This window comes from Maricaulis sp., from assembly GCF_030149425.1.
Taxonomy (GTDB): domain Bacteria; phylum Pseudomonadota; class Alphaproteobacteria; order Caulobacterales; family Maricaulaceae; genus Maricaulis.
Genome location: NZ_JASBRQ010000044.1, coordinates 35334 through 57900, shown reverse-complemented (window position 1 = coordinate 57900; position 22567 = coordinate 35334). Strand labels below are relative to the sequence as shown.

At 63.4% G+C, this 22567-nt stretch carries 15 protein-coding genes; all 15 read left to right on the top strand.

Annotated elements, in window-relative coordinates; all coding sequences use genetic code 11:
- The first annotated feature begins 129 nt into the window (after positions 1–129).
- The 15 genes from Q1V57_RS06820 to Q1V57_RS06750 all read left to right on the top strand — a co-directional run bounded on the left by Q1V57_RS06820 (position 130) and on the right by Q1V57_RS06750 (position 22489).
- The gene (locus tag Q1V57_RS06820) at positions 130–7284 is read left to right on the top strand and encodes an Ig-like domain-containing protein (RefSeq protein ID WP_300528965.1); all 7155 of its coding nucleotides are present in this window, start codon (positions 130–132) and stop codon (positions 7282–7284) included.
- Positions 7285–7409: 125 nt separating this feature from the next.
- Positions 7410–9008 (top strand): GspE/PulE family protein, encoded by a 1599-nt coding sequence (locus tag Q1V57_RS06815; RefSeq protein ID WP_300528962.1) that lies wholly within the window; start codon positions 7410–7412, stop codon positions 9006–9008.
- Complete coding sequence (locus Q1V57_RS06810) at positions 9008–10219, top strand: type II secretion system F family protein (RefSeq protein ID WP_300528959.1); 1212 nt, start codon at positions 9008–9010, stop codon at positions 10217–10219. Before Q1V57_RS06815 ends, Q1V57_RS06810 begins: the two co-directional genes overlap by 1 nt.
- Complete coding sequence (gene gspG, locus Q1V57_RS06805) at positions 10219–10665, top strand: type II secretion system major pseudopilin GspG (protein ID WP_300528956.1); 447 nt, start codon at positions 10219–10221, stop codon at positions 10663–10665. The genes Q1V57_RS06810 and gspG overlap by 1 nt, the downstream gene beginning before the upstream one ends.
- On the top strand, positions 10643–11113 hold the full coding sequence (locus tag Q1V57_RS06800; protein ID WP_300528954.1) for a type II secretion system protein: 471 nt from the start codon (positions 10643–10645) through the stop codon (positions 11111–11113). Before gspG ends, Q1V57_RS06800 begins: the two co-directional genes overlap by 23 nt.
- Positions 11106–11480, top strand: a complete 375-nt coding sequence (locus Q1V57_RS06795; RefSeq protein WP_300528952.1) for a hypothetical protein — start codon at positions 11106–11108, stop codon at positions 11478–11480. The genes Q1V57_RS06800 and Q1V57_RS06795 overlap by 8 nt, the downstream gene beginning before the upstream one ends.
- Positions 11480–12082 (top strand): prepilin-type N-terminal cleavage/methylation domain-containing protein, encoded by a 603-nt coding sequence (locus tag Q1V57_RS06790; protein ID WP_300528950.1) that lies wholly within the window; start codon positions 11480–11482, stop codon positions 12080–12082. Before Q1V57_RS06795 ends, Q1V57_RS06790 begins: the two co-directional genes overlap by 1 nt.
- Positions 12075–13028, top strand: a complete 954-nt coding sequence (locus tag Q1V57_RS06785; protein ID WP_300528947.1) for a hypothetical protein — start codon at positions 12075–12077, stop codon at positions 13026–13028. The genes Q1V57_RS06790 and Q1V57_RS06785 overlap by 8 nt, the downstream gene beginning before the upstream one ends.
- Entirely contained in the window at positions 13018–13575 is a 558-nt protein-coding gene (locus Q1V57_RS06780; RefSeq protein WP_300528944.1) for a hypothetical protein, read from the top strand. The genes Q1V57_RS06785 and Q1V57_RS06780 overlap by 11 nt, the downstream gene beginning before the upstream one ends.
- Positions 13565–13987 carry a hypothetical protein gene (locus Q1V57_RS06775; RefSeq protein WP_300528941.1) on the top strand — a complete coding sequence of 141 codons (423 nt, stop codon included), beginning with the start codon at positions 13565–13567 and terminating at the stop codon, positions 13985–13987. Before Q1V57_RS06780 ends, Q1V57_RS06775 begins: the two co-directional genes overlap by 11 nt.
- 62 nt (positions 13988–14049) lie before the next feature.
- The gene (gene gspD, locus Q1V57_RS06770; protein WP_300528939.1) at positions 14050–16092 is read left to right on the top strand and encodes a type II secretion system secretin GspD; all 2043 of its coding nucleotides are present in this window, start codon (positions 14050–14052) and stop codon (positions 16090–16092) included.
- A 5-nt stretch (positions 16093–16097) separates the two neighbouring features.
- On the top strand, positions 16098–16895 hold the full coding sequence (locus Q1V57_RS06765) for a type II secretion system protein GspK (protein ID WP_300528936.1): 798 nt from the start codon (positions 16098–16100) through the stop codon (positions 16893–16895).
- Positions 16892–20032, top strand: coding sequence for an FG-GAP-like repeat-containing protein (locus Q1V57_RS06760; protein WP_300528934.1), 3141 nt, complete (start codon positions 16892–16894; stop codon positions 20030–20032). Before Q1V57_RS06765 ends, Q1V57_RS06760 begins: the two co-directional genes overlap by 4 nt.
- Entirely contained in the window at positions 20029–21234 is a 1206-nt protein-coding gene (locus Q1V57_RS06755) for a tetratricopeptide repeat protein (RefSeq protein ID WP_300528932.1), read from the top strand. Before Q1V57_RS06760 ends, Q1V57_RS06755 begins: the two co-directional genes overlap by 4 nt.
- On the top strand, positions 21227–22489 hold the full coding sequence (locus Q1V57_RS06750; RefSeq protein ID WP_300528930.1) for a tetratricopeptide repeat protein: 1263 nt from the start codon (positions 21227–21229) through the stop codon (positions 22487–22489). Before Q1V57_RS06755 ends, Q1V57_RS06750 begins: the two co-directional genes overlap by 8 nt.
- Positions 22490–22567 lie beyond the last annotated feature (78 nt).

The window sequence follows — 22567 nt, the reverse complement described above, 5'->3', positions numbered from 1 at the left end:
GGTGTGAGTGCGTTCCTATGAGGGGGACTCGCGAGAAACGCGTTCTGTTGCTTTGCATTACGACCAATCCGCTGATTCGCGGACGTAATTCACAATGGGAGCGCGCTTCGCCTATGGGGGGAATAGACAATGCTGTCGCTCGATCAATTCAAGGCTGTCGTTAACTCTACCGGCAAGGTGATGCGTTCATTCGCACTGGCCGGTGCAGGGGCAATGGCGATGGCCAGCGGCGCCCAGGCGCAGGCGCCGACCTTTATCTCCGTGTCAGCGCAGGAGTTTCCGAGCCCAAACCCCTTTGTGCTCGATATCCGGCCGGGTGAATCTGTTCGCCTCTCCTATCAGTTCTTCTCTACCGACCCGATGGATTTCGACAACGGTGAGTTCACGGTCTTCCTCGACTCTGCAATCCCCCTTGCAGCTGCGCAGGCCGGTACGTTCAGCGTGGGTTGTGATGATGACGGTGTCGCGGCTGCCAATGGCGGCGGGACGGTCGGATTTACCGGGCTTGCCGAGAGCTTGCCGGCCTTCCAGTCCTGCGTCATCAACTTCAATTTCCAGGTTCCCCTGTCGACGTCTGCCGGCACCTACACGATTACCCACTCTGACCTGACCGGTATTGCCGACCCGGACGGCGCGGCGACCCCGTTTTCGCTGGCCATTCCTGATGTGGATGTCATCGTGTCCGCTGACACCGGTGCGCCGACCCCGGAGATCACGGGTCCGGGCGGCCCGGTCAGTGCGCCCTTCAATGTCAGCATCGGCTTCACGGATGCTGTGTCGCTGACCCCCGAGCAGGTGAATGGCTTTGACGTCAGCGACCTGGATGTGACCAATGCTACAGTGGCCCTGGCCAGTGGCGGTGGCGGCGATGGCGGCGGCGCGATTTTCAGCGCCCAGGTCGAGGTGACCCCGACCGGCGGTACGCCGATCACGGTACAGCTCCCGGCGACGACCGTCACCGACAATGCCAGCAATGATAACGTCATCTCGAACCTGTATACGGTCGCCTATGACGCCTCGCCGCCCGTTGATCCGGCCGATCAGGTTCTGTTCACGTCAGATTTCATCGGTGACCCGGTCGCGCCCGGCGGCACGGCGACCCATCGTTTCACGATCAACAACACCTCGGCTGAAGATCTGACGATCACCTTCTTCACCGAGAACATCCAGGCCAGTCTGACAGGTCTGGCGGCCAGCGGTCCGGTGTCTTCGGACACCTGTGGCGGCACCCTCTCGGGGACGACTTTCCTGATCTATACTGGCGGCAGCGTTCTGGCCGGCCAAAGCTGTGTCATCGAGGTGCCGGTAACGGCCCCGATTGGCGCTGCCGGTGGCATTTATCCAGTTGCGACCAGTTCGCTGAGCGTCTCGCTGGCTACGACGGGCCCCGTTGTCATTGACCCGGCTGTTTCCAATTTCGAAGTGGCCGGTGCTGAAGGCACGGGCACGATCGATTTCTCCAAGGAGTTCACCAATGATCCGGCTGGCCCGGGCGATCAGGTGACGCTGGAGTTCACCATTACGGCGGCCGGTAGCTTCACCACCACGGGGCTGAGCTTCACCGATGATCTCGATGCGACCCTGAGCGGCCTGGTCTCGTCGAGCGGCACTCAGACGGATGTTTGCGGTACGGGCTCCAGCTTGAGCGGAACCAGCCTGCTGACCCTGACCGGCGGCAATCTGGGACAGGATGAGAGCTGTACCTTCACCGTGACCGTAGACGTGCCCGGTGGCGCGACCGCAGGCGATTACGTCAACACGACCTCGACCCTCGCCGCGACGCGCTCTGATGTGGGTGCTGTCACGATTGCAGCCGCCACCGACACGCTCGACATTGACGTGCCTGCTCCGACCTCGCGGATCGAAGGTCCGAACGGCCCGCTCTCTGTGGCGTCCAACTTCACCGTTGACCTGATCTTCAATGAAGACGTCACCGGTGTTGATGCCAGCGATTTCACCCTGACCGGCGTGACCCTTATTGGCATCACGCCTGTGGATGCGGCCAACTATACCGTTGAATTCACGCCGACCGGCGTTGGTACGGCCGAGATCCAGTACAATGCGGCGGGCGCCCAGAATGGCGGTGGTGCGGATAACACCGCGTCCAATAATTTCACCGTCGCGATTGCCACGGCTGCGCCGGAAGCGACAACGCTCGGTGTGGGTGTTGAGATCGTCAATGGCGATACCACGCCCGGCGCCGGCGACGGCACCTTCATCGGCACGGCTGATGTGGCCGGCGGTACGGCGACCCGGACCTTTACGATCCGCAATGACGGTACGACCGATCTGACGGTCGGTACGGTCTCTCTGGTGACGGGTACGGATTTCTCCATCACCAGCCAGCCGTCCAGCCCGGTTGCGGCCGGTAACTCGACCACGTTTGAGGTGACTTTCGACCCGGCGGCGCTGGGCAGCTCCTCCGACACGCTGTCCTTCGCGACCAATGATGCGGACGAGAACCCCTACACGTTTGCAGTATCCGGCTCTGGTGTGAGCAGCCCGGAGATCAACGTCGCCGACAGCGGCGCGACGATCAACATTCTCAACGGAGATGTCACGCCGGCCGTTGCTGACGGTACCGATTTCGGCACGGTCAATATCGACAGCGCCACGCCGACGGCGACCTTCACCATCCAGAATCTCGGCTCCGCCGATCTGACCCTGGGCTCCAATCCGGTCAGCATTACCGGTAGCAGCGATTTCACGGTAACGACCCAACCCGCCTCGACCATTGCGGCGGCCGGTTCGTCCACCTTTGTCGTCACGTTCGACCCGAGCGAGGTGGGCGAGATCAATGCCTCGGTCTCGATCGCCAATAATGATGGCGACGAGAATCCCTACACCTTCGGCTTGACCGGCTCTGGTTTCGATAATGCCGCGCCGTCCGGCTACACGGTGGCCTTCGACCAGACCGGTTATGGCCCGTCGAACAATACCAGCGCCTCCTTCACGGTCTCCGATCCGGAACTGCTGGCGGATTACAGCTATTCTGTCTCGTCTTCCGGTGGCGGCACGCCGCTCACAGGTTCCGGTACGGTTCCGACCCCGGGCGCGGGGTCTCCGAACGAGTTCCAGATCACCGGTCTCAATCTCTCCGGCCTCTCGGAAGGAACGGTCACCGTGTCTGTGACCCTGACCGACCCGTCCGGGAATGCCGGCACTGCGGCCACCGATACCGCGCCGCTGGATCTGACCCAGCCGACCGTGACCATTACCAATGGCAGTGTCGATCCGGTCTCCGGTGCCTTCACCGCGACCTTCACCTTCTCGGAAAGCGTCACGGGTTTCGTCGTCGGTGATATCACCCCTGGCAACGCGGCCCTGTCCGGTTTCTCCGGTTCCGGTGACACCTATACGGCCACTGTGACGCCGTCCTCGGACGGTGCTGTGACGCTCGATGTCGCAGCCGGTGTCGCCGCCGACCAAGTTGGTAATACCAATACCGCAGCGACCCAGTTCTCCGTCACCAATGACCAAACCCCGCCGACTGTGACCGTGTCCTCGACCACAACCGGCCCGACCAATGCGGCTTTCACCGTCGATATCGTCTTCTCGGAATCCGTGGCGGATTTCGTGGTTGGTGACATCAATGCCAGTGCCGAGCTGAGCCTGTCCGGCTTCAGCGGCTCCGGCACGACCTACTCGGTGACGGCGACGCCAATTGCAGACGGCTCGGCCACGGTCGACGTCAACGCCGGTGTCGCATCCGATGCGGCTGGTAATGGCAATACCGCGGCCACCCAGTTCGGCATTGATGTCGATATCACGGCTCCGACCGGCTTCACCGTCGGATTTGCGGGCTTTGATACCGGCTCCTTCAACGCCACCTCGGCGCCGAACGGTTTCTTCGATTTCACCGGTGCTGAAGTAGGGACCACCTATGACTACAGCTTCACCTCTGATGCGGGCGGCAGCCCGGTCACGGGGTCGGGAAGCATCACTTCGGCCGGCCAGAACATCTCGCCGATCGACCTGTCCGGCCTGCCGGACGGTACGCTGACCCTGTCGGTGACCCTGACCGACGCGGCCGGCAATGTCTCCACGCCGGATACGGCGACGGCGACGCTGGATCAGGACGGTCCGTCCGTGACCATTACCGGTCCGACCGCAACCCAGACCGGGGCCTTCACGATCGATGTCGTCTTCTCTGAAGCCGTCACCGGTTTTGATGTCTCCGATTTGAACGTGGGCAATGGTGCGGCGTCCGGCTTCACCGGTTCCGGCACGACCTACCAGGCGACCATCACCCCGGCGGCCGATGGCGCCGTGACAGTCGATATCGCTCTGGGCGCTGGCCAGGATGCGGTGTCCAACCCGAGCGAGGCGGCGACCCAGTTCTCCGTCGATGCGGACATCACCCCGCCGACCGTGGCCTTCACCGGCCCGACGGCGATCCAGTCCGGTCCGTTCAACCTCACCATTGACTTCTCTGAAGATGTGACCGGCTTTGCCGCTATCGATGTCGACGTCGTCAATGGTGTGCTCTCCGCTTTCTCCGGTTCCGGTGACAGCTGGACGGCTGAAGTGACGCCGACTGCGGAAGGCACGCTGACTGTCGACATTCCGGCCGGTCGCCTGACCGATATTGCCGGTAATGGCAATACGGCCGCTCCGCAGTTCAGCGTCGACACCGACCTGACCCCGCCGGACGTGATCATCGCGTCTGTGGCAACGGGGGTGCAGACCGGTCCGTTTGATGTGAGCTTCACCTTCTCGGAAGCCGTCACCGGCTTCGAGCTCTCTGACATCACTGTCGGGAATGGTGCGGCTTCGGCCTTCACCGGTTCGGGCACGACCTATGGTGCTACGATCACGCCGGCCGCTGACGGCGCTGTGACGGTGGATGTTGCCGCCGATGTGGCGACCGATGGCCCGGGTAATGGCAATACCGCCGCGACCCAGTTCTCGCTCGACGCCGATGTCTCAGCGCCGACGGTTGAAAGCGTCGTCGCGTCTGACGCCCTGCTGGGTGTCGCCGATGTCGGCACGCCCTTCACCCTGGCGGTGACCTTCTCCGAAGCGATGGACCCGACCACCGTTCCGGCGATTGATTTCGGTTCGGATGATCTGTCCGGCACGCTGACCTTCACTACTGGGGCCTTCTCCAGCGGCGACACGGTCTACACGGCGACCTATGCGGTGGCGGATAATGGCGACAATATCAGCGATATCGACGTCACCGTGACCGGTGGTGCGGATGCCAATGGCAATGCCCAGACGGATGGTACCGAGACCGATATCTTCTCCGTCGACATGCGTCGCGGCACGGTCACCATCGCCACCTCCATCACCGGTGCAGCGGACGGTACGTTCGATTACACCGGCGATCTTGGTGACTTCTCAATGACCACCGTGGCCCAGGCCGGCTCCTCGATCTTCAACGATCTGGCCGAGGGCAGCTATGCCGTCGTGCTCGATGATTTCGGTGACTTCACGCTTGATGCCATCATGTGTACCGGCGGTTCCACGACCGTTGATACCGGCACGGGAACGGCGAATATCACCCTGTCCCCGGCGGACAATGTCAGCTGTGACTTCGAGTTCACCGCGGATCCGAAAATCGATGAAGCCGCGATCCCGGATGTCGAGATCACCTTCGCGTCCCTGACCGATGATCCGACGACTGAGAGCACGACCTTCAGCCTGGACAATACCGGTGGTGCGGCCTTCTTCTTCACCGCTGCCACGGACCAGCCCTGGCTGACGATCGACCCGACCTCCGGTTCCATTCCGGCGGCAGGTTCGCTCGAGTTCACCGTCAGCTTCACGGCTGCGGTTCTGGATCTGGCTCCGGGGACCTATTCGGCGAATATCACCATCACCGAGGTCGTTCCGTCCGGTCAGGACGGCGGCTTGGCCAAGGCCAATACGCTCGACACCATCGTCATCCCGGTCACCATCACGCTGGAACCGCGTGAGGGTAGTCTGACCATCGTGGCAACGACGGCTCCGTCGATTGCCGGTGAGGGCAGCTTCTCCTATGCCTCCGATATCACGGCGGTGAATGGGCTGACGCTGAACACCTCCAACGGTACGGCCAGCTCGGCCGGCTTCACCGTCCTGCGCGGCACCTATGCCATCAGCCAGGCGGCGAATGCGGAATGGGACCTGTCGGCCATCACCTGTACCGGTGATACCGATGGTGGCAATGTCGTGGACCTGGCCAATGGCACCATCACGATCGACCTCGATCCTGAAGAGACGATGGTCTGTACCTTCGCCAATGTCCGTAACGAGGCCTACATCCAGGAAGTCACCCTGTCGGCGATCCGTTCCTTCATGGCGGCCCGTGCTGACCAGATCCTGACCAACTCGCCGCGCCTGGCGCAGCGCATGCGGTCCGGTGATGAAGCGACGACGCCGAACCATTTCTCGGCTGACTTCCGCGATGGTCGCTTCCAGGCCAACTTCTCGACCAGCCTGAATGCCATCCGTGCGGCAAACCAGAAGTCCTCGCCGACCAGCGACAGCTTCGCCGCGGCTAATCAGGGTGGTGTCGGCTCGACCGATATCTGGTTCCAGGCGACCTATAGCTCGGTTGACGACAACCGCGCCGGCCTCGATGCGGAAAGCGATTTCGGCATCTATTATCTCGGCGCCGACATGATGGTGTCCGAGAACGTCCTGGTCGGTGCCCTGGTCCAGTGGGATACGGCGGAAACCGTCACCGGTGCCCTGCGCTCGCGGGTCGAGGGTGACGGCTGGATGGCAGGCCCCTATGTCGTCGCACGCCTGTCGGAAAACATGTATTTCGACGCGCGTGGCGCTTACGGCCAGTCCGACAACCAGGTCAATCCGATCGGTACGTATTGGGATGATTTCGAGACGGACCGCTGGTTGCTCGAAGCCAATCTGACCGGTGATTACTTCGCTGGCGGCTGGCGTATCTCGCCGGAGATCGGCCTGGCCTACTTCACCGAGGAGCAGAGCGCCTATACCGACAGCCTCGGCTTCACCATCCCGTCGCAAGACATCACCATTGGCCGGTTGAACTTCGGTCCGGAATTCGCCTACCGGATGGACAATCCGAACGGCGGGTATTTCGAGCCCTTCATCCGTTTCAACGGTGTCTGGGACTATGACGATGCCGACGTCTACAACGCCAATGGCGTGCTCACGAGCCTCGGCGATTTCCGCGCCGATGCCCGCTTCGGCTTCAATGCGGAGCTGAGCAATGGCGGTATCCTGTCCGGCGAGGTGTCGGTGCAGGGTGTCGGTGAGAGCGATCTCGACGCCAATAGCGCCATGATCCGCGTCCGCCTGCCGCTGAGCATGCAGTAGGACGACCGGCCATACCGGTTGCAAAGCCGCGGCGTTTCCTCGCCGCGGCTTTCGCATTCCGGGCCGCAGCCGGCCGACAGGGTCCGGTGCTGGCCCCGGCGCCTTGCCTGCCGTAGACTTTGACCATGAGCACGATCCGCGACCGCCTCGATCAATTGCAGAGCCAGGGACGTCTTTCGACGGCCGATGCGGCCCATGCGCTCGAGCTGGCCGAGCGGACCGGGGAGCCGGTCGACCAGATCATCTCCCAGCTTGGTCTGATGTCGGAAGCGATGCTGGCGGAAAGCTTTGCGGCCGCTGCCGGATTGACCCTCGCTACCGATGCCGATCTGCAGGCCCAGACGGGCGACGCCGACTGGCAAGCTCAGCTCAATGCCGAATTCCTGCGCCGAGAGCGCATTTTGCCGCTTGGCGAGACTAACGGTCGCGTGACCGCAGCCATTGTCGACCCGGCCCACCAGACCGCTATCGACGGGCTGGGCTTTGCCCTGGGCAAGGAAATCCGGCCAATGGTCGTGACGATTTCCCAGTTCAATACCGCCTTTGAGGACCGCTTCGGCCAGGTCACCAACGAGGACGGGATGGATGCGGTCGATGTCAGCGCCGATGCCGAACGCCTGCGCGATCTTGCCGGAGCTGCGCCGACGGTCCGCCTGGTCAATGTACTGATCACGGCGGCAGTAAAAGCGCGGGCCAGTGATATCCATATCGAGCCGGGCGCGCGCGATGCCGGCGTGCGTTTCCGTGTCGATGGTGTGCTGCGCGATGAGCGTTCCTTGCCGGCCGCACAGGCCCTGGCTCTGATCTCCCGTATCAAGGTCTTGGCCGATCTTGACATCGCCGAACGCCGCCGAGCCCAGGATGGCCGTCTGTCTCTTCCGGTGGAGGGGCGTTCGATTGATCTGCGTGTGTCCGTGGTCCCGGGCCAGTTCGGCGAGGGCGTGGTTATTCGCCTGCTCGACCCCGATGCCAGCCTGCATGAGCTGGCCGAGCTCGGCTTTTCCGATCAGGTCACCAGCGTGGCTCGACGCGCCCTGTCCAAGCCGCATGGCCTGATCCTGGTCACCGGCCCGACCGGGAGCGGCAAGACGACCTCGCTCTACGCCTTTTTGCGCCGCCTGGCCGATGGTGAGCGCAAGATTCTCACGATTGAAGATCCGATCGAGTATCGCCTCGCCGGGATTGCCCAGTCGCAGACCAATCCGGCTATCGGTGTCACCTTTGCCAGCGCTTTGCGCTCCTTCCTGCGCCATGACCCGGACGTGGTCATGGTCGGCGAGATCCGCGATAGAGAAACCGCGCAGACCGCTGTGCAAGCGGCGATGACCGGGCACCTCGTTCTCTCCACCCTGCACACCAATGATGCACCCTCGGCGATCCTGCGTCTGATCGACATGGGGGTGGAGGACTACCTCCTGGCCTCGACCTTGGTCGGCGTGATCGGACAGCGCCTGGTGCGGCGGACCTGCCAGACCTGTCAGGGCACGGGCTGCGAAGCCTGTGAAGGCAGTGGCTATAAAGGCCGGCTCGCCCTGGCCGAGGCGTTCGAGGTCGATGATGAATTGCGCGCGGCCATTCGTGGCGCTCGCTTTGAGCATGAGTTCAAACCGGCGCTCGAGGCCCAGGGTTTTGTCTCCATGGCCGAGGACGCCGAGACCAAGTTGAAAGCCAGCCTGACCTCCTCGGAAGAGGTGCGCCGTGCCATTGGCCTGGGTGGCGCCTGATGAGTGAGCCGGCTCGCATCTGGCGCTATCTTGGCGAAACCCGTGACGGCGAGACCGTGCGCGGCGAGCTGGCCGGTCGCGATGAGGCTGATGCCCTGAACCAGGTGCGCCAGCTCGGCGTCACGCCGATCGATGTTTCTCCGGCGCGGGTCAGCCTGGCCGCGTTCAGTGGTGCCCGGGCCCGGCTCAGCTTTGCCGAGACCGAGGCCTTTGTCCGCGGTCTCGCCGATCTTCTGGAAGCCGGGATCGGCCTTGCCGAGGCGGTCAATAATCTGGCCCAGGGTGAGAAGCGCCGGGTGTTGCGCCGTTTCCTGGAAAGGATTTCGGCGCGTATCATGGCCGGTGAAAGCCTGACCGCTGCGCTGTCGAGCGATCCGGCCCAACCGCCCAACCTGCTCATCGGCCTGGCGCGCGCGGGCGAGGAGACTGGCGATCTCGGCGCCGTCCTGCGCCGTTATGCCGAGCAGATCGAGGCGGAAAACGAGATGCGCCAGAATCTGATCGGGCAATTGGTCTATCCAGGTGCACTGGTCGGGTTCATCTTCGCGACGCTGTTATTCCTCGCCTATTTCGTCCTGCCGCAATTCGAGACGGTGTTCACCAACGCCAATGCAATTCCGCCGGCCCAGACCGCTTTCGTCTTTGCCGCGGGCGGTTTCCTGCGCGATTTCGGTATCTGGCTTCCCGCCGTTCTGATCGCCATCGCGATCGCCGTGCAGGCACTGGCGCAGACCTATCCGCAAGTGCTCGACCGGGTCCGGCTCAACCTGCCGGTCCTCGGTTCGCTCACCCGCAATGGACTGTCGGCGCGCTATTGTGGTGCGCTTGGCTTCCTGCTCGCCTCCGGTGCGCCCATGGCGCGGGCGGAAAGTGTTGCCCGGGCAACGCTGGACAGTGCCCTTGCTCGCACACGCCTGGATGCGGCCGCGGCCCGATTGCGGGCCGGAACGGCTCTGTCGGTCGCCTTGGACGGGACGCAGTTGTTCGAGCCGGAAACCGTGCGCCTGATCGTCTTGGGCGAAAAGAGCGGTGAACTCGCCGCCATGCTCAGCCGGGCCGCTCAACTCAGCCAGTCGGCGCAGGAGCGTTTCGCCAGCCGTGCTCTCGATCTCATCGGTCCGGCGCTGACAGCGCTTCTCGGCCTGGCGGTCGGTGCCGTGATCCTGTCGGTTATGTCCGGTGTTCTCAGCCTCAATGAAGTGGTGTTCTGATGACCGAAAATTCTTCGATAACCCCGGCTGTCCGAGGTGATAAGGAAGCCGGGATCACCCTGCTGGAAATTCTCGTCGTTCTCCTGATCGTGGCCCTTCTGGCGGCTCTCGTCGCACCCAATGTGATCCGCTATCTCGGCCAATCACGCAGCCAGGTCGCCGAGGCACAAATGGCCTCTATCGCCACCGCGCTGGAGCTCTACTACATCGATATGGGCCGCTATCCGGGCGAAGAGGATGGTCTGATCGTCCTGGTCGAGGCGCCGGAAAATGACCCGGTGTGGCAGGGGCCGTACTTCCGCGAGGCCTCTGGTCTGACCGATCCGTGGGGCCGGCCCTATCTCTATGAACTGGGCGAGACCGGCGACCAGTTCACTATCCGTACGCTGGGCAGTGATGGCGAAGAAGGTGGCGAGGGCGATAATGCGGATCTCTCACGCAGCTAACGCTCCAACCGGGCTGGATGATCGCCGGGCAGGTTTCACCCTGTTCGAGTTGCTGATTGCGTTGACCATCATGGCAACAGCCCTGTCCCTGGTCGGCGTGTCATTGTCCGGCCGCTCCCAGGAGTGGGCTCTGCAGCGTCAATCCGATGTGCTGGCCGATGATCTTCGGCGTGTGCGCCTGGCGGTTCGAGGCCGAGGCGAAGCGGCGGTCATCGTCATCCATGACCGCGGTTACCGGATCGAGATACTTGAGGTGGAGCGCAGCTGGCCAAGCGGGCTGAGTGCACACTGGCAGCGCGATGATGGCGATGGTTTCAAGCCGGCCGAGGAGATATTCCTGCCGCCGGAGCGCCTGGCCTGGCCAGCGCTGGAGATTGAACTGCGCAATGCCGCCGGCAGCAGGCGCCTCGAAGTTGATGCCATTACAGGGCGGGTGCGGGATGGCTAGGCCGGGCGAGAGCGGATATGTGCTGACCGAGGTGCTGGTCGCCAGCGCCATCGCGGCTGCGGTGATTGCGACGGCGATGAGCGGCATGACCGGATCTCTGCGGGCCGGTCAGCGTGCGGCGGAGGTGCAAAGCGCGACCATTGAAGCCCAGAATATCGCGGCGCGCCTGCGCGCCGGACTGGCGCCTGATACGACGGCAGAACTTTACCCGGAATGGCAAATTGCCATTTCCCCTGTCGACCGTCCGGTCGACCCTCGTACGGGCGCGGTTCTGAGCCGGGCCAGTCTTACGCATACCGGCGTGTCCGGCCTCACCTTCGAGATCATTTATCTCGAGGCGGGACAGCTTGTTCCGGAGGGCGGGTGATGACCGCGCGTCAGGCCGGATTTACTCTGATTGAAGCGCTTGTGGGTCTGGCTCTGATGGCCTCGATCTCGGTCGGCCTGGTCCTGGTATTGCGCGGTATCGCTGACGCCCAGGCCGGGGTGGTGCGTCTTGCCGGCGGGCAGGAGAGCCGATTGCTGCTGAATGAGACGCTGCGCGATGCCCTGACTTATACTTATCGTGGGCCCGACCTGGCTGGCGACCAGTTCGAGGGAACGCCGGACGGGCTGCGCACCCTGGCGCAATTGCCGGGACGTATGACGCCGGCCCGGATTCAACTGCGTGCGGAGGGCGGTGTCGTGACAATGACGCTCACTCCTCTGGGGGCGATCAATGCCAATAGCGATGACGTCGTGCTGATTGACGGCCTATCGCGGGCCCGGCTGGCCTATTACGGTAAATTGGAGAACACGGATCGTGCGGCCTGGTATCCGAGCTGGACCGGCCCCGGCCTGCCGCGCCTGGTCAGGCTTGAGATGGAGGAGCCGGGGCGTGGCGTCTGGCGTATTGAAGCCTTGGTCGGCGGCGGCGCCAGTTTTGAGTGCGATTTCGACAGTGATGCGGGGGCTTGCCTGAATGGCTGAGCTGAGAATGTCCCAGACCGCCTTCCAGGAAGGGCTGACCGCGCTGGCCGGGTTTGTATCGGCCCGCCTCGCGGATCTGCGTGCTGTGCTGCCGGCCGGGCTGACCCGTTGGGGGCGCCGTGACCGAAGCGAGGTCGTCGAGATCAGCGGTGACTGCGTTGAACGTGCCCGCGGTTTGCTCGAACATTCCTGGCTCGGGGCGCCGGTTTATCGAGACGGCCTGCCTGCTGCCGATGCCCCTGCACGCCTCGTCCTGATCGCTCCCGGGCGGCAATTTCGGCGCCGGGACCGGATTTCTGCGGCAGCGTTACGTCGCGGTCGCCGAGCTGTGGCCTTGCGGCTGGCAGAGCTTTCCCCCCTGCCGCCGGCCGAAGTCGCATTTGCCTATGAGGTGGTGAGTGAGGCCGACGGCATGGCCGAGATCGAGTTGGCCCTGGTGCGGCGTGCCGATTACGACGCCGCGCTGGAGGCGCTGGATGGGTTTTCCAGCGGCCGGATTGCTGGGGAAACCGGCGCGGATGGCGCGCCGCGTTTCGTTTTCGGCGCCCACCGGCCCTGGGATGGTGCGCTCAAATTCCTGCGTCGGGCCGGACTTGTTTATGCCGCCTTGCTGGTTTGCCTGGTCAGCTGGAGCAGTCAGGTCGAAATCGCCAATAGCGAAGCGGACAGCGCCCGAGCCGCTGCCATCGCTGATATCCGCCAATTGCGCGCGCGCGCTGAAGCGCTTGAGGCCATCGCCAGCGCGCCGGCGCCGGTTCTGGCCCATGTATTGGACGTGGCTGCAATAGCAGCCCTCGACCCGGAGCGGCCCGATAGTGTGCACCGTCTGCGCTATGACGGTGGCGATCAGATCGTGCTCGACGGTCAGTTCCATGATGGTCCGGTGGATTTCCGCCAGACCCGGCTGGTGGTGCCGCTTTACCCGGAGGTCGATGATGCCGACTAGTCCGCAGCCGGGCATGATGCGTTTTGCCGGTGCGCTGCTTCTGCCAGTGTTCATGATACTGCTGGCCTTGCCGCTGGCGCTGGCGGCACGCGAGCTGGGTGAAGGCCTGGAAGCCCGGGCCAGCCTCAAAACGGAAATCGAGCGGCTTGGAGCGGCCGAGACACGCCTTGCCGAAGCGCTTGAAGCGACCCTCGCCGCGGCGCGGCTTGAACATAGCGCGCTGGATATGCGCCTGTCCCGGTCTGTCGCCGAGCGAGAGCTGGCATCCGGGTTGACCGTGTTCGCCGAGGCGCTCGCCGGCGCCCCGGCCAATGCCCTGGGGCAGAGCGAGATCTACGAGCTGCCATTGACCACCGAGGCGGCGAGCCTGGCGGCTGATATCGTCTTTATCGCCGATGCCGATACGGCTCTGGGCTTGCTGTCCGGGCCGGCGCTGATTGATCTTGATGTCATGGAGCTGGAATTGCTGGCCCTGGCCGATGGCCGGATCCGGGTCAGCCTGACCATTGCCTGCCGATATCAGCTGGAGGCCGGCAATGCTGCGTGAACGGGCTGATCTTGCCGCTATCGGCATCACACTCGTGCTCATGATCGGGGCGGTCGGAGCGTATTGGCCCGGCCTGTCCGGTCCAGGCCTGAGCACGGCCGACGATCATGGTGAGCATGGGCGGCATGCGTCCGAAACCGCATCACTGGAGCCCTTGGCGCAATGGCTACGGCCGGGGCGCACCCAGGCCCGGTCTCAAGCCATCATTCAGGCCTCGCCGCTGGCCGATTACCGGCTGATCGGATTGGTGGAGACAGACGATCAAACCGTGGTGTTGGTCTCGGGGTTTGACGGTGTGGTGTCCTTGCGTCTGGGTGAGCAGTTGGACGGCTTTGATCTGGTTGAGATAACCGCACGCGGAGCCCGTTTCGCGCGTGGTCCTGAAACGGTCTTGCTGCAGCTGGATCAGTAAGGTTAATTCGCTGGAGACGCTTACAGATTGCGTCTAAGCTGCACGCTGTGCAGGGGGAGCGTATGAAAATTTACCGCTATTACAGGGGGCTTGCCGCAGCCTTGTCGGCGCTCGCTCTTTCGGGCTGTGCGACGGGCCTGAGCCTGCCGGGAACCCAGCAGGCGGTTACCCCGATGCCAACGCGACCGGCGGCGTCGGCGCCTGCGCCCGAGCCTGCCAGCCCGGTGCCGGCAGCGGCCCAGCCGGAGGCGGAGCCTGTTGTCGATCCTGAGCGTCTGGTCTTCTACCAGGAGCGTAATGCGCGAAACGCACTGTCGCGCCGCGGCGGATCGGCCCTGGATGAGCGCACGATGCGCCTGGAATTCGTCGATGCCCCGGTCGTTGATGCCGTGCGCGCGATTATCGAAGAGGCCCTGGGGCAGCCGGTTATGGTGGCGACGGGCGTTGAAGGCCGTATCACGCTGACCGCCGCCGAGCCGACCTCTGTCCGCACGGCGCTGACAGCACTGGAAACGGTTTTGTCAGAGAGCGGTTATGCCCTGGTCGAGCGTGAATCCGGATTTCTCCTGACGCAATCGGGTGAGGTGCGGGCCAATCTGAGCGGTAGCGGTCAGATCGGCTATGGCGGTTTGGTTCTACCGATTGAGCATACAGATCCGAGCGCCATCCTGACCCTGATCGACCCTTTCCTGTCGACGCGCATCCAGGCGGTGCCGCGTGATGAAGAAGGCGTGCTGGTGCTTGCCGGGCCGGCGTCCGAAGTCCGCGCCGCGCAGGATGCCGTGCGCACTTTCGATCGGCCTTTCCTGACCGATCGCGTCTTCGGCATGTATGAGCTGCGTTTCGTCAACGCGTCGGCGGCCAAGACCGAGGTCGATGCCGTGCTGACCGGCATGGGCATGGCATCGGGCGCTGTGCGTACAATTGCACTGCCGCGCCCCAACCTCCTCTTTGTGGCCGCCCGTGACCGCAGCGCCTTTGAACAGGTGCGCGAGCTGGTTGAACGTTTTGACACACCGTCCGGCGGCGATGAACGCCGGCTGCGCTATTACACGGCCCGCAATGCGCCGGCTGCCACCCTGGCGTCTCAGATCACGGCGGCTTTTGCCGGCGGAGCGGCGGGCGATGGTGCGGTATTCCAGAGCACTCTGGCCTCCGAACGCAGCGCCAGTGCCGGCGAGGTCGAGGATGAGGGGCCGGAAGGCCGGCTCGCGATCATTCCCGATCAGCTCAACAATGCGCTGATCATCCGCGCGACGGATCAGGAGTACCGGGAAATCCTCGAACTGCTCGACCGCATGGACGTGATGCCGCCACAGGTTCTGATCGAGGCGACGATTGCCGAGGTCCGCCTGGTTGACGGCTTGAATTTCGGAGTGCGCTGGTTCTTCGAGAGCCAGAGCGGTGACGGCACGTCCAACATCTCCTTCACTGATAGCGCGACCGGTTCGACCAGTCCGACCTTCCCGGGTTTCAACTATGCCTTCACCGGCGCCGATCTCACGGCGACGCTGTCGGCGCTGAATTCACTGACCGATGTGACCGTTCTCTCTGCCCCCTCGATCATGGTGCAGAACAACCAGACCGCTAATCTTCGCGTTGGCGATGAAGTGCCGATCGTGACGCAGACGGCTTCGGCGGTGACCGACCCCAATGCGCCTTTGATCTCGACCATTGAGATGCGGGATACCGGCGTGATCCTCGAAGTAACCCCGCGGATCAATGCGTCCGGTGTTGTCGTGCTGGAAGTGGACCAGGAAGTCTCCAGCGTGCGCCCGACCACCACGTCCGGGATCGACAGTCCGACCATTCAGACCCTTGAGTTCACCTCGACGGTCGCGGTGCGCTCCGAGCGCACGATCGCTCTGGGCGGGCTGATCCGCGAAAGCCATTCCGACAATGAAAGCGGTATCCCGCTTCTGAGCCGGATCCCCGGCGTCGGTAATGCGTTCAAGGACCGCGCCTTGAGCAGTGAACGCAGCGAACTTGTGATCTTCCTCACGCCGAGGATTATCGAAAACGATCAAGATGCCGAAGACGCGCTGTCGCATATGCGGCGCGAACTTGAAGCCCTGGAAGCCCGCCAGCCCGACCTGTTCGATTAAGAGCCATGACCCGCGACCGGACCCGCAAAGACACAGGCAGCGCCTTACTCTTCGTGCTGTGGACCTCGCTGCTTGTCGCGGTGCTGCTGGCCGGCGCAACGGCGATGGTGCAGCAACAGGCCCGGTCGACCGCCGCCCAGCGCCTCGACAGCCGGCTGGACGCTCAATTGAGCTCGGCGCTCGACCTGGTGGCGTTCGATCTGGCCCTGGCCGGACGCGCAGCGGTACGCGATCTGCCGCGCAGCTTCCCGGTCGATGACGCGGTGGTCACCGTGGACCTGGCTCGGCAGCAGGGGCTGATGGATATCAATATGGCGGATGAGGCGCGCTGGACCGCACTCTTGCTGCGGGCCGGATTGGAGCCTGACAGGGCGCGCCAGCTGGCCCAACGCATTCTCGACTGGCGCGATAATGACACCCGGCCTCGTAGCGCAGGCGGAGAAGCGGAGATCTATCCGGAAACTTGGCCGCGCAAGCCGGCCAACCGTCCCTTTGTTTCGGTCGAGGAATTGCTGGCGGTGCGCGGTATGGGGCCCGGTCTGTGGTCCTGTCTGGCCCCGGCCCTGACCGTGTTTGGCGGCACGCCATTGCCACAGGACCAGACCGGCCTGAGTGGAGATCTCAACGATCTCACCGGTGTGCGGGTTGCCCTTACGGCACGCGTGGACAGCGAGGGTGGCCGGAGCCGTGAGCGCTTCGCCTTGGCGCATTTCGGTGCCAGCGAGACGCGGCCGTTCGAGTGGGTGGTTGCTGCACCGGAGACGTTTGCCGGTCTGGCCTGTAACTCGGAGGGGGCAGCATGACGACGCTGACACTGCGATCCGATCAGGGCCGGTATGTCCGCCTGGCATTGGCCGGCCTACTGGTCATCGTCTTGGCGGTCATGTTCTGGACTGGTTCGCGCTATCCGTCGCTGGATGAAAAGGCGATGATGTCCGGTGCGATCACGCTGGAGGACCCGCTCAGCTTCGAGGCGGTTATTCCGGTGACCCCGGACCAGCCCTTCCTGCAACGTTGGTCCTATTCCTCGGTCAACTGGATCGATACCAATAAGAAGGGCATGACGTTCGGCCTGCTCATGGGGGCCGCTTTCCTAACCTTGCTCGGCTATTTGCGGCGGCGGAGTTTCTCCGGTCCCTTTGCCAATTCGCTCTACGGCATGGTTTTAGGGGCCCCGCTCGGTGTCTGCGTCAACTGCGCCGCGCCGATCGCCAAGGGGCTGTACCAGGGCGGGTCCCGGGCCGAAACGACCCTGTCGGCCATGGTTGCATCACCGACCTTGAATTTCGTCGTCCTGACGATGGCCTTCTCGATCCTGCCCTTCTACATCGCGGCGACCAAGGTGGCGCTCAGCCTGCTGGTGATCCTGATCGGTGTACCTATCCTCTGCCGCTTCATCCCGCCGGAAAAACTCCTCAGGACAGTTGATGACGGGCGGGAGGCGCCGGCCGCACCGGCAGCGCAAGAAGACAACGAGGACGCACTCCTTCTTGAGGAAGATCTGACCTCGGCCCTGTCGGCTTTCGCCCGGGATTATGCGCGAAATCTCTGGTTCATCATCCGCACGGCCGTACCGCTGATGATCCTGGCCGGTGTGCTTGGTGCGCTGGTGGCCAATCTGTTACCGCCCGATGCTCTGGCCGGACGCGAGTCGAGCCCGCTACTGCTGATCATAGCCGCGCTGGCCGGGACTTTCTTCCCGGTGCCGATCGGTTTTGACGTGGTGGTCTCCGGAGCGCTGATGAATTCCGGCGTCGGCCATGGCTATGTCATGACCCTGGTCTTCACCCTGGGCACGTTCTCTGTCTACTCCTTCCTCATTGTCGGCGGCGTGATTGGCTGGCGTGCGGCCTGGTTGCTGGCCGCCATGGTGGCGGCGCTCGGCCTGATCGCGGGGTTCGGCGCGGATGCCTGGCACCGTTACCAGACGGCCCAGGCTCTCGATCTGTTGAGTGCGCCCATTGAGCAGGTCGAGACCGAAGCGTTGCAGCGCGTAACCATCAGCGAGCCAGTTGCGGCCTTGCCCGCGGCGGGTGCGCCGGCGGCCAGCCGGATCGAGCTGTCCAGCACACCCTTTAATCCGGCGTCGCCCGCAGCCGACACCGTATTCACCCGCCAGGAGGCCTGGCATATCGGCATTGATCACGGCGTCGAGTTTTCCTTTGGCGATATGTGGCCGCCCTATTGGGAGGGGCGTAGCGTCTCCTCGGGCGATATAGATGGCGACGGCGATGTCGATCTGGTCTTCGCTTCGACGCGTGGCGGGCTGTATCTCTACGCCAATGACGGTAGCGGCCAGTTTTCCCGCATGCCGCTCGAACTGGGCCAGGTTGCGGATATGCCGGTTTTCAACGCCGTGCTGGTCGATATCGACAATTCCGGCTTCCCCGACCTGTTCCTGACCACTTATCGAGAAGGCCTCTATATTCTGCCCAATGCAGGCGGCCGGTTTGACGCCTCGCAAATGCGCCGCGTGGCCAATCGCGAGAATGCGCCGCTGGTTCTGGCTGCAAGCTTCGGCGATGTTGATCGCGACGGCTATATCGATGCGGCTCTGGGGAATTGGGCGGCGGGCTGGTATCGCCGCGTACCAGGCGAGGAATCGCGCAATCGCATTGTCTTCAATGATGGCGGGCGCATGAGCGGCGAGGTGTATCGCGATCTGCCCGGCATTCCCGGTGAGACCCTGTCCATCCTGTTGAGCGATATCGACAATGACGCCGATCTCGACCTCATCGTCGGAAATGATTTCGAGGTGCCGGATTATTTCTACATTGGTGACGGGAGCGGCGGGTTTGACGCCATAACCTATCAGGACGGCGTCATCCCGATGACGACGACCACCACCATGTCGCTCAGCGCGGTGGATTTGACCAATGACGGTGAGATGGAGCTCTACGCGGCGCAGATTGCCGGGCGGGCATCAGGCATTTCCAGCCGCCTGCGCATGCAGCCGATCGAGAATTATTGCCTCGACATTGAACGCGCCGAGGATCGGGCCACCTGCCAGCAGAATATCGATATCAAGAGCTGGTACCGGGCCGGAAACAGCCTTGACCCGGCGAATGCACGGCGGTGTAGCGAACTCTCTGGAGTGATGCAGGCGGAATGTCGGGCGATGATGATCAAGGACCTGGCCATTCAGAGTAATGATCCCAGTCTGTGCCGCCTGATCGCGGCTGACCAATCGCGCATCCGCTCCTATTGCGACATCCATTTCTGGCCGACCCGGGCGATGACAGCGCGTGAACAGGATGAGGCCGTGCGTCAAATTCTGGCCCGCAATGTTCTCCTGGAGCGCGGTGATGACGGGCGTTACGAGGAAACCGCCGAGGCCCGCGGCCTCGAGATCGGCGGCTGGAGCTGGGATGTCTCGACCGGGGATTTCGATCTCGATGGCTGGCAGGACGTCTACATTGTCAACGGCACCTGGGTGCCCAACGAAGTCACCCCGTCCAATATTTTTCTACGCAATCGCGGGAATGGGGATTTCGAAGAGCTCACACCGCAATGGGGGTTGGAAGACTATTTGATGACGGCGGCGGCATCACTGGCAGACCTTGACGGCGATGGCGATCTCGACATTGTCACCGTGCCGGTCAACGGTCCGCCCGTGCATTTCCGCAATAACCTCCAGGATGCCAATGCTGTGGCGATCCGACTTGTCGATGAGACCGGTAATCGCGATGCAATCGGGGCACGCATCGAGCTGAGCACCGAGACCGGGGCTCAGATGCGCGAATTGCAGCTGGGCGGCGGTTTCATGTCTTTCGATGCGCCGGTAGCGCATTTCGGACTGGGCGATGCGAGCGCGGCCACGCGGCTGACCATTCGCTGGCCCGACGGCGCTTTGACCGAGCTGAACGAACCGCTCACCGCGGGCGCGACCTACACGATTACCCGGCGCCGGGACGCGCCGGACGGGGAGATAAACGAATGAAACGCGAATATATCTTCGCCGGCGCCGGCGGGTTTGCGGTGTTGCTGGTTCTCGTTGTGTGGCTTGTGATGCGTGGCGGCGGTTCAAGCGGGTACACCATGGCAGATGCCGAGGAGGCCTTTGCCAGCACCGATTATGTTCGGACAGCCGAAATCCTCTCCGAGCTCGCCGAAGAGAATAATCTCCTGGCCCAGTATCGTCTCGGCATGATGTATCTCGATGGCCGGGGTGTAGAGGCTGACGCTGACCGGGCGGCACAATACCTGGCCCGCGCTTACGCCTCTGAATATGCCCCCGCCGGCGAGGCGCTGGCAGGTATCTATGTCGACCGGGCCGAGAATGCGGACAGCGTCGAGGCTGGTGTGGAATGGTATCAGCGCGCGGCCGATGTCGGGAGCATGGAAGCTATGACCGTGCTGGGCTCCTACTACCTGTCCGGCACCGGGGTTGAGGCGGACCCGGAGCGCGCAATCGAGCTTTTGGCCGGTCCGGCAGAAGCCGGTGATGTGCGCGCCCAGTCCAATCTCGGTTATGCCTATCTGACTGGAACCGGCGTGCCGCAAAGCGATGCCGACGCCTTCCGCTGGTATCTGGCGGCCTCGCAGACCGGCCTCGTCCGCGCACAGCCGATCCTCGGCATGCTGTATGAGAGTGGCCGCGGTACGGAGCGCAACGTCCCGGAGGCCACGCGTTGGTATCTGAACGCGCTCAGCGCCGGTGCGCCCGGCGTTGATGCCCGGCTCGGTGCCCTGATCGCGAACGGTGAAGTGCCGGTCCAGGACGAGTTTGATGCTGTCGCCTGGGTTGGTGCCGCCGCTCGCGGTGGCCATGCGCCGGCCGCGGCCTGGCTGGAAGGGCAAGCCGAAGCCGGTAATGCGGACGCTCTGGCTATGCTGGGCGAATTCTACATAGCCGGACAGGTCCTGCCGCAAAATGCGAGCCGCGGGCTGGACTACCAAACCCGTGCCGCCGAGGCCGGATCGGCCGGCGCACAGCTTGCCATGGCGCAGCGCTACGCCACCGGAGACGGGGTCGAGCAGGACTATGTTCAAGCCCACATCTGGTCCAACCTTGCGGCTGCTGCCGGCGAGGCCGGGGCTGCCGAACAGCGTGATGCGGTGGCGCGCCTGCTAAGCCCCGAACAGTTAGAACAGGCGCAGCAAATGGCGACCGAATGGCTGGAGCAGGCCGGCAATGACTAGTTCTGTCTGGAGACCGTTGGCGGCGGCGCTGGCCGCAACGGCTTGTCTGACATTGACCGGTGCAAGCCTGGCCCAGCCGGAGCTGCAGGATCAGGTCTCCCTCGCGATTGAGCGCGGCGACGCCGCGTCCGCGATCGCCATGGTGCAACCGCGGGCCGCTGCAGGCGAGGCGGAGGCGCAGCTGATCTATGGTCGCTTGCTGCTCAATGGCGTCGGTGCGCCCCAGGACGACGCGGGCGCCATGGATCAATTCCTGGCCGCGGCTGAGCAGGGGCTGCCCGCGGCGATGAATGAATATGGCCGGGGCCTGATGATTGGACGGGGGCGTCCGGCAAATCCGGATGCCGGGCTGGACTGGCTTGGCCGGGCTGCCGCGTCCGGTACGGCCTCAATGGCGCATGACTATGCCGTCGCCCTGGAGAGCTTTGCCGGGGCCGAGCAGCTGGCTGAGGCGCTCGATTGGTACCGGCGAGCAGCGGAGCAGGATTTCCTGCCGTCTGTAACCAGCCTTGGCGTGCTCTATCTGGATGGCCGTGGAGTTGAGGCAGATCCCGCACGCGCGCTTAACCTGTTCCGGCGAGCAGCAGAGGCCGGTGACGGTCGGGCGCAGAACAATATTGGCCTGATGTACTCGCGGGGGACCGGTGTCGAGCGGGACTATGAGGCCGCCGCGCTATGGTTCGAGCGTGCCGCTGAGCAAGGTTTGCCGCAGGCGATGCGAAATCTTTCAGTGCTTTATGAAAATGGCTTCGGCGTGGAGGTCGATGAGGCCTTCTCCATCGAATTGTTGCGCCAGGCGCGGGCTCTCGAGGGCGAATCATTCAGGGATTTACTCGATCGAACGGGCTTTCCAGTCGATGCGCGTCTGGTCGAGCCAGATTGGAGTCAGCCGGCGACCCCGGCCGAATTACAGGCCGCACAGGCCGGCGACGTTGTTGCCTTGTATCTAACTGGGCTGCGATACTTGGGCGGTTATGGTGTCCGTCGTGACCCGCAGGAAGGGGCGCGCCGGCTTGAGCTGGCAGCACGTGGCGGGCTCGGCAGCGCCGCGCTCAATCTGGGTCTGCTTTACGCTCGCGGTCAGTTTGTTCCGCAAAACTACCGGACTTCATATTTATGGCTTTCTCGTGCAGCTCAACTAGGGGTGGTTGGAGCCTCCGGGTTGCGCGATGCTCTGGCGCTGGAAATGTCTCAAGAAAGCTTGGCGCAAGCCCAGCTTGATGTGCAGAATTTTGTGCAACAGCAGGGAAATTGAACGAGGGCACTCGTCTTGCATGCTGATTGTGTTTAAGTTCTTGGTGTTCGACCTAAGCGGGTGCCTTGCAGTAGAAAA

Bases quoted from the DNA above. Each gene is read 5' to 3' on its own strand.
- Q1V57_RS06820 (WP_300528965.1), top strand. From the start codon at position 130: ATGCTGTCGCTCGATCAATTCAAGGCTGTCGTTAACTCTACCGGCAAG.
- Q1V57_RS06815 (WP_300528962.1), top strand. From the start codon at position 7,410: ATGAGCACGATCCGCGACCGCCTCGATCAATTGCAGAGCCAGGGACGT.
- Q1V57_RS06810 (WP_300528959.1), top strand. From the start codon at position 9,008: ATGAGTGAGCCGGCTCGCATCTGGCGCTATCTTGGCGAAACCCGTGAC.
- gspG (WP_300528956.1), top strand. From the start codon at position 10,219: ATGACCGAAAATTCTTCGATAACCCCGGCTGTCCGAGGTGATAAGGAA.
- Q1V57_RS06800 (WP_300528954.1), top strand. From the start codon at position 10,643: ATGCGGATCTCTCACGCAGCTAACGCTCCAACCGGGCTGGATGATCGC.
- Q1V57_RS06795 (WP_300528952.1), top strand. From the start codon at position 11,106: ATGGCTAGGCCGGGCGAGAGCGGATATGTGCTGACCGAGGTGCTGGTC.
- Q1V57_RS06790 (WP_300528950.1), top strand. From the start codon at position 11,480: ATGACCGCGCGTCAGGCCGGATTTACTCTGATTGAAGCGCTTGTGGGT.
- Q1V57_RS06785 (WP_300528947.1), top strand. From the start codon at position 12,075: ATGGCTGAGCTGAGAATGTCCCAGACCGCCTTCCAGGAAGGGCTGACC.
- Q1V57_RS06780 (WP_300528944.1), top strand. From the start codon at position 13,018: ATGCCGACTAGTCCGCAGCCGGGCATGATGCGTTTTGCCGGTGCGCTG.
- Q1V57_RS06775 (WP_300528941.1), top strand. From the start codon at position 13,565: ATGCTGCGTGAACGGGCTGATCTTGCCGCTATCGGCATCACACTCGTG.
- gspD (WP_300528939.1), top strand. From the start codon at position 14,050: ATGAAAATTTACCGCTATTACAGGGGGCTTGCCGCAGCCTTGTCGGCG.
- Q1V57_RS06765 (WP_300528936.1), top strand. From the start codon at position 16,098: ATGACCCGCGACCGGACCCGCAAAGACACAGGCAGCGCCTTACTCTTC.
- Q1V57_RS06760 (WP_300528934.1), top strand. From the start codon at position 16,892: ATGACGACGCTGACACTGCGATCCGATCAGGGCCGGTATGTCCGCCTG.
- Q1V57_RS06755 (WP_300528932.1), top strand. From the start codon at position 20,029: ATGAAACGCGAATATATCTTCGCCGGCGCCGGCGGGTTTGCGGTGTTG.
- Q1V57_RS06750 (WP_300528930.1), top strand. From the start codon at position 21,227: ATGACTAGTTCTGTCTGGAGACCGTTGGCGGCGGCGCTGGCCGCAACG.